The sequence below is a fragment of the Kitasatospora sp. NPDC004723 genome (assembly GCF_040609255.1).
In the GTDB taxonomy this organism is placed as follows: domain Bacteria; phylum Actinomycetota; class Actinomycetes; order Streptomycetales; family Streptomycetaceae; genus Kitasatospora.
Genome location: NZ_JBEXJT010000018.1, coordinates 131296 through 138337, shown reverse-complemented (window position 1 = coordinate 138337; position 7042 = coordinate 131296). Strand labels below are relative to the sequence as shown.

The window sequence follows — 7042 nt, the reverse complement described above, 5'->3', positions numbered from 1 at the left end:
AACAATACACCTCTTTGCCCCACCCCCCCTCTCTCCCTATCTCCCCCGGGGTGTTTCCCTCCGGCGCCCCCCCCCCCCCCGCGGCGCCGGGCGGGGGGGGGGGGGGCCCCCCCCCCCCCCGCCACCCCGGCACCCCGGCCGCGCGTTCAGGTCCGCAGCGCCCGGTCCACCAGGGCGCCGGCCGCGCCGGTGTACCCGGCCGGGTCACACAGCTCGGCGATCCGGTCCGGGGTGAAGTGCCCGGTCAGCTCCGGCCGTTCGCCCAGCACCTCGGCCAGCGGACGGCCCTCCCGGTCGGCGGTCAGCGAGACCTCGGTCAGCAGCCGCTTGGCCTCCGCCTTGCCGAGCGCGGGCGCCAGCCGGGCGGCGATCCGCTCGGAGACCAGCTGTCCGCCGGTGAGCTCCAGGTTGGCCCGCATCCGCTCCGGACGGACCAGCAGGCCCTCGGCCAGCTCCACCGAGGTGAACGCGGCGCCGCCGGCCAGTCGCAGGCACTCGCGCAGCAGCAGCCACTCGGCGTGCCAGGCGCCGCCGGAGCGCTCGTCCTCGGTGACCAGGCACTGGGTCAGTCCGGCGGCCAGCACCGGCACCTGGAGCGCGGCGCTGCGCAGCAGGGTGGACAGCACCGGGTTGCGCTTGTGCGGCATCGCGGAGGAGGCGCCGCGCCCGGCGGCGGCCGGCTCGACCACCTCGCCGACCTCGGTGCGGGTCAGCGACTGCACGTCCACCGCGATCTTGCCGAGCGCTCCGGCGGTGAAGGCCAGCGCGGCGGCCAGGTCGGCCATCGGGGTGCGCAGCGCGTGCCAGGGCAGTGCCGGGCGGGCCAGTCCGGTCTCCGCCGCGAAGGCGTCCACCAGCCGGTCCAGGTAGGCGCCGGCGTCGACGTCCGGGTCCGGGCCGTCCAGCCGGGCGTACTCCAGGTAGCCGGCCAGGGTTCCGGCGGCGCCGCCGAGGGCGACCGGCAGCCCGTCCGCCAGGACGGCGGCGAGCCGGCGGTCGGCGTCCAGCACCAGCTGCCGCCAGCCGGCCGCTTTGAGGCCGAAGGCGGTGGGCACCGCCTGGAGGGCCAGGGTGCGGCCGGCCAGCACGGTGTCCCGGTGCTCGGCGGCCAGCGCGGTGAGCGCGCCGGCGGTGCGCTCCAGGTCGGCGCGGATCAGCCGCAGGGCCCGGGCGGCGACCAGCATCGCGCCGGTGTCCAGGATGTCCTGGCTGGTCGAGCCGCGGTGCACGTACTCGGCGGCGGCCGGGTCCTCGGCGGCCACCACCCGGGCCAGTGCCTGGACCAGGCCGACCACCGGGTTGGCGGTCTCCCGGGAGGCGAGCGCGAGCTCGCGGGCGTCGAAGTGCTCGGCGCGGGCGGCCCGGGTGATCGCGGCGGCCGCGGCGGGGGGCACCGTGCCGAGCCCGGCCTGGGCGCGGGCCAGTGCGGCCTCGGCGTCCAGCATGGCCTGCAGCCAGGCCCGGTCGGCCACGGCCGCCTCGACCGGGGTGCCGGCCCGGACGGGCGAGAGCAGCCCGGAGTCGGTGTCGGCCCCGGTCGGGGCGGTGTGCTGGTCGGTCATACGACGACGCCTCTCGGTCGGGTCTCGTCGGTCTCGTTCACCAGGAACGCGCCGTCGGCGTCGGCGGTGCCCTCCCGCGGCGGCAGCGGCGCGGCGGGCCACTCGGGGGCGGGGGAGAGCGCCAGCACCGCGCGGGCGATGGCGTCGGAGTCGCCCAGGGTCACCGAGTCGACGCCGGGGCGGATGCCGGCGGCGGTCACCCAGTGCACGGCCTCGGTCGGCACGCCGTACGCGAAGCGGCGCGGGTGCGCCCGGCCGCGCGCGTCCAGCAGCCGGTAGGGCCGCTCGGTGACGGCGAGGCCGCCGGTCTGGTAGCTGCCGCCGTGCCCGTCGGGGATCCGGTAGGGGGCGCACTGCTCGGTGTCCAGCAGGTGGCGCAGCAGGGGGTCGTCGGTGCGGCGCAGGTCGGGTTCGGGCAGCCGGGCCTCGATCAGCACCGAGGCCCGGACCGGCGGGCCGGGGACGGCGGTGGAGTGCGCGGTGAACGCCGGGTCGACCGGGTCGATCCGGATCTCGGTGCCGGGGCCGAGGAGTTCCAGCACCCCGGCCTCGACGAGCGCGATCAGCTGCTCGATCCGTTCGGTCGGCGGGCCGATGGACAGGAAGGCGTTCAGCGGGGTGTACCAGCCGTCCAGGTCGTCCCGGTAGGAGCCGCCCTCGATGCCGCTGTGGTCGACCGCCAGCCGGATCTCGTTGCGCAGGTCGCGCAGCACGTCCAGGGCGGCCTTCAGCGGGCCGCTGAGGTTGCCGGCCCGGGCCTCGGCGACGTCCTGGCGCAGGTGGTCGAGCAGCCAGCCGCGGAAGTCCGCGCGGTCGGTGAACTCCCGCCCGGCGTACGGGCGGGAGAGCCGGTCCCAGCTCCACCGCTCGGTCGCCGGGAGGCCGTGGGCGTCGAGCACCGCGGCCGGGTCGTCGGCGGTCAGGTAGTGGTCGGTGAAGTCCGCGCGCTCGGCGCCGCGGGCCCTGGCGGTGAGCAGCGCGCCGTAGTAGACGGCCTCCACCTCGCGGGAGACCAGCGGCCACAGGTCGGTGGCGAAGCGCACCGGCTCGCCCCGGCGGGCGCGTTCGCGCAGCGCGGCGACCACCTCGGTGGTGAGCAGCCGGGGCAGGTGGCGTCCGTGGGCGCCCTTCTCGTTCTCGCCGCGCGCGTGGTACGGGATGCCGCGCCGGGAGGTGGCGTAGAGCCTGGGCTCGGTGCCGGAGGGGCGGTAGACCAGGGTGCCGTCGACCCGCTCGAAGTGGCCGCCGCGGCCGAGCGTGAAGAGCGCCATGTGGTCGAAGAAGTTGAGGCCGAGGCCGCGCAGCAGGACGCTCTGGCCGGGCCGGGTGGTGACGTGGACGTCGGCGGGGTTGGCGGGGGCGACGTAGTCGAGGTGGTGGATCCGGGCCAGGCTGGCGGTGCGCGCCTCGCGCGGGGTGGGCCGGGCGGGGACGTGGCCCTGGGCGAGCACGATGGCGTCCAGCCGGTTCAGCCGGGTGCCGTCCTCCAGCCGGACGCCCTGCGGGCCGCCGGGGAAGCCGTGCGCGTCGGCCATCGCGACCGCCCGGGAGCGGTGCACCCGGACGGTCACGGTGGGCGGGGCGGCGGCGACCACGGCGCGGAAGGCGTCGTGCAGGTACTGGCCGTAGAAGGCGCGGGTCGGGTAGGTGTTCGGGCCCAGGTCGGCGGCCTCGGCCAGGGTCTGGTCGTCGCGGCGGACCGGAGGGCCGGCGGAACTGCCCTCCCGGGCAAGGGATTTTGCCCATTCGTACAGGCTCGGGCCGGGTTCGACCGGGCCCTCGATCCGTACGCTGTCGTCGGTGTACACGGTGATCTGCGAGGCCACCGTGTTCATCAGGAGGTGCCGGGACTGGTCGGTGCGCCAGACCCGGCCCGCGCCGGGGGGCGCCGGGTCCACCACGTGCACGGTGACGGTGGACCCGGCGGGCCGGGTTCGTTCGTTGGCGCAGAGTCGTTCCAGTACCGACAGGCCGCGCGGGCCCGCGCCGATGACACAGATCTGGAGATGACGGTCGATCATTCCCACGGCTCGCCATCGTAGTTGTGGTGATCAGATGATGAAAAGGTCTTGACTCCGTGCATCCAGGCCACCCGCTCGTGCAGCTCGCCCTCGGAGAAGCCGCGCAGCAGCCGGTTGCGGGCCTCGGCGGCCTCGCCCGCCGGGTGCCAGAGCCGGATCGACTCCCGCGCGGCGCGCTGCACGGCCGCGGTGCGGGCGCGCCGTTCGGCGGCGAACGAGGCGAAGGCCCGCGCGAGGGCGTCGGTGCCGTCGGCCAACTCGCCCAGCAGCACGGCGTCCTCCAGCGCCTGGCAGGCGCCCTGGGCCGCGTAGTGCAGCATCGGGTGCGCGGCGTCGCCGAGCAGCGCCACCCGGTCGTCGGTCCAGCGCTCCACCGGGTCGCGGTCCACCAGCACCCAGGAGCGCCAGCCCTCGCCGAGTGCCAGCAGCCGCCGGGCGGCCGGCGCGGCCAGGCCCGCCAGCTGCTCCGCGACCGTCTCCTCGGGGACCGGCACGTTGGCGAGCGCCTCGGTGGCGCCGTTGTCCCGGGAGGCGGCCAGGTTGAGGAAGGCCCCGCCGGCGATCGGGTAGTGGACGAAGTGGCAGTGCGGGCCGGTCCACCAGGTCACCGAGGTGAGCAGCCGCAGCTCCTCGGGGACCAGCTCCATCGGGATCACCGCCCGGTACACGGTGATGCCGGAGATCCGCGGCTCGCCGTCGCCGACCAGCTGGGCGCGGACCGCCGAGTGGATGCCGTCCGCGCCGACCAGCGCGTCGCCGTGCACCGCGCCGCCGCCGGCCAGCAGCGCGGTCACGCCCGCGGCGTCCTGCCGGTAGCCGGTGACGGCGGTGGCGGCGCGCAGCTCGATCCGCTGCTCGGCCCGGCAGGCGCGCAGCAGCAGCCCGTGCAGCTCGGCCCGGTGCACCACCACGTACGGGTTGCCGAACCGCTGCCGGTAGCGCTCGGTGAGGGTCAGGCTGGTGACGTGCTCGCCGGTGACGCCGTCCATGAAGCGCAGCTCGGCCATGTGCACCCCGGCCGCCCGGACGGCGTCGCCGAGGCCGAGCCGTTCCAGCGCGAGGATGCCGTTCGGCGCGATCTGGATGCCCGCGCCGATCTCGGCGAACTCCGCCGCCCGCTCCAGGACCACCGCCCGGTGGCCGGCCCGGGCCAGGGCCAGTGCGGCGGCCAGCCCGCCGATCCCGCCGCCGGCCACCAGCACGGTCGCGGCGGTGTCGCGGCCCCCGCTCACCGGAGCGGCCCGTCGCTCTCGGCGGACGCCAGCCGGCGGGCCAGCTCCAGCCGCTTGATCTTGGTGGTGGCGGTGGCCGGGAGTTCGCCGAGCCGCCACTGCACCGGGTCGGCCATCGGCGGCAGGCCCGCCGCGGCGGCCCGCCAGGCGGCCGGGTCGAGCGGGCGGTCGCCCTTGGTGCAGACGACCGGGACCGGCCGGCCGTCCGGGCCGGGCACGATCACCACCTCGGCGAGCTCGGCGAGCCGGGCGAACAGGGTGTCCTCGGCGGCCAGCGTGGAGCCGAAGCCCTCAATCAGGTCCACCTCGCGGTCCAGCAGGTGCACACAGCCCCACCGGGTGCGGTAGCCGACGTCGCCCATCCGCCACCAGCCGTCCTGGACCTGCTGCTCGTAGCGGGCCCGCTCGCCGAGGTACGTGACGATCCGGCCGTCGCTGCGGACCTCGATGAACCCCGGGTTGTCCTCCGACGGGGGCGCGCCGTTGCGGCTCACCACCCGGACGTCGGTGAAGCCGGGGAACGGCATGCCCACGCAGCGGCCGTCGGCGTCCGCGCCGCGCCGCCGGGAGAACGAGCGCACCACCGCCGGGCCGACCTCGCTCTGCCCGTACAGCTGGCCGAAGACCGGTGCGCGCCGCGCGGAGGCGGCCAGCATGGTGCGCACGGTGCGCGGGTGGATCGCGTCGAAGGTGGACGAGAACAGCTTGACGTTGGCCAGCGGGCGGCGCGGGTCCTTCGCCAGCTCCTCCCACTCCATGAAGGAGTTGGGGTGCGCCTCCAGGATCCCCGGGCGCAGCCGGGCGAACAGCGCGCCGACGTGGGCGGGCTCCGAGTGCGCCAGCACCAGGACCGGGAAGCCGCGGAACAGCGAGATCGCCAGGGCGGTGACCAGCCGGGAGTGCACGAAGGAGACGTGGATCGCGATGGTCTCCCGCCCGGGGACGACCGGGCGCAGCACGGCCGCCTGCGGGCGGTAGCGGGCCTCCAGGGTGCGGCCGGTGTGCACGGCCAGCTTGGGCGTGCCGGTGGTGCCGGAGGTGTGGGTGATCAGGGTCGGGTGGTCGGGCGCCGGGGTGACCGGGGCGACCCGCGGCGAGCCGGCCAGCGTGGCCAGCGGGACGGCGCCGGGGTGCTCCCCGGAGGCCAGCAGGACGCCGGAGGCCAGGTCGAAGACCTCGGCCGGCAGCTCCTCGACGAGCTTGGCCGCGTCGGTGAGCAGGAACGGTTCGCCGGTGCGGCGCACCAGCTCGGTGACGGTCGCGCCGTCCAGCTGGGGCGAGAGCAGCACCGGGACGGCGCCGATCCGGGCCGTGGCGCAGGCGAGCAGGGTGATGTCGAAGCTGTTCGACTTGTGGACCACCACCCGGCGGCCCGGGCGGACCCCGGCCGCCCACAGCCGGGAGGCGTGGTCGTCGACCAGGTCGGCGAGCTCGGCGACGGTGGCCCGCCGGCCCAGCTCGGGAGCGATGTCGAGGTCGTGGTCGAGGATCACCACGTTCGCGCCGTTCCGGACGGCGGCCCGCTCGAAGAGCGTGCCCAGTCGGATTCCCCGGTTGGCTATGCGCTGAAGGAGCACCGTTCCGCCCTCTCGGTGGGGTTGCGGGTCGCTGTGCTTTCAGGGACGTGCAGGGGATTTCGGAATCGCTTCAGGGGGGGATCGGCTTTTTCAGCCCTTTTCGACGACCTGCTTGATCCGCTCCAGGGTCGCCCCCAGGTCGGCCGCGACCTTCTCGCCCCACTCGGCGAAGAACCGGCGCTTGCCGTCCTCGTCCATCTCCGCGGTGATCCCGCGGATCCCCTCGGTGGCGCTGCCCATCCGGAAGTGGTGCACCAGCACGCTGCCGCCGTCCTCCGCGGCCGCGACGTCGAAGGCCCAGACGCTGTCCTGGGTCCGGCCGGCGCTGTCCCGCATGGCCCAGCGGAAGGTCCGGCCGGGCTCGGCGGCGACCACCTCGGCGTGGGTGAACCAGGTGCCGCGCACCACCGGCGCCCAGGCGACCACCTCCGGGCTGCGCAGGTTCTCGCCGCGGAACACCGAGCCGACCGCGGACGGCTCGCCGGACACCCAGCTGCCGCCCTGGCACTCCGGGCTCCACTCGCCGCAGCGCGGGAGGTCGCTGATCACGGAATAGACCTCGGCCGGGGCGGCGGAGATCCGGATCTCGGAGCGGGAAAGGAAAAGGGGCGCGATTTCCGCGATGCTTTCTGTGATGTCTCCCATGGCCG

The 7042-nt window shown here is 75.8% G+C and carries 5 protein-coding genes; all 5 read right to left on the bottom strand.

Going from position 1 to position 7042, the window contains the following annotated elements; all coding sequences use genetic code 11:
• Positions 1-146: 146 nt before the first annotated feature.
• Positions 147-1562 carry a lyase family protein gene (locus ABZW10_RS19705; RefSeq protein WP_355367104.1) on the bottom strand — a complete coding sequence of 472 codons (1416 nt, stop codon included), beginning with the start codon at positions 1560-1562 and terminating at the stop codon, positions 147-149.
• The gene (locus ABZW10_RS19700) at positions 1559-3583 is read right to left on the bottom strand and encodes an FAD/NAD(P)-binding protein (RefSeq protein WP_355367125.1); all 2025 of its coding nucleotides are present in this window, start codon (positions 3581-3583) and stop codon (positions 1559-1561) included. Before ABZW10_RS19700 ends, ABZW10_RS19705 begins: the two co-directional genes overlap by 4 nt.
• The gene (locus ABZW10_RS19695; protein ID WP_355367101.1) at positions 3580-4815 is read right to left on the bottom strand and encodes an FAD-dependent monooxygenase; all 1236 of its coding nucleotides are present in this window, start codon (positions 4813-4815) and stop codon (positions 3580-3582) included. The genes ABZW10_RS19700 and ABZW10_RS19695 overlap by 4 nt, the downstream gene beginning before the upstream one ends.
• The gene (locus ABZW10_RS19690) at positions 4812-6392 is read right to left on the bottom strand and encodes a class I adenylate-forming enzyme family protein (protein ID WP_355367098.1); all 1581 of its coding nucleotides are present in this window, start codon (positions 6390-6392) and stop codon (positions 4812-4814) included. Before ABZW10_RS19690 ends, ABZW10_RS19695 begins: the two co-directional genes overlap by 4 nt.
• A 90-nt stretch (positions 6393-6482) precedes the next feature.
• Positions 6483-7037 (bottom strand): SRPBCC family protein, encoded by a 555-nt coding sequence (locus ABZW10_RS19685; RefSeq protein WP_355367095.1) that lies wholly within the window; start codon positions 7035-7037, stop codon positions 6483-6485.
• Positions 7038-7042: the final 5 nt, after the last annotated feature.

Coding starts and splice junctions, on each gene's coding strand:
- ABZW10_RS19705 (WP_355367104.1), bottom strand. CDS start 1,562: ATGACCGACCAGCACACCGCCCCGACCGGGGCCGACACCGACTCCGGG.
- ABZW10_RS19700 (WP_355367125.1), bottom strand. CDS start 3,583: ATGATCGACCGTCATCTCCAGATCTGTGTCATCGGCGCGGGCCCGCGC.
- ABZW10_RS19685 (WP_355367095.1), bottom strand. CDS start 7,037: ATGGGAGACATCACAGAAAGCATCGCGGAAATCGCGCCCCTTTTCCTT.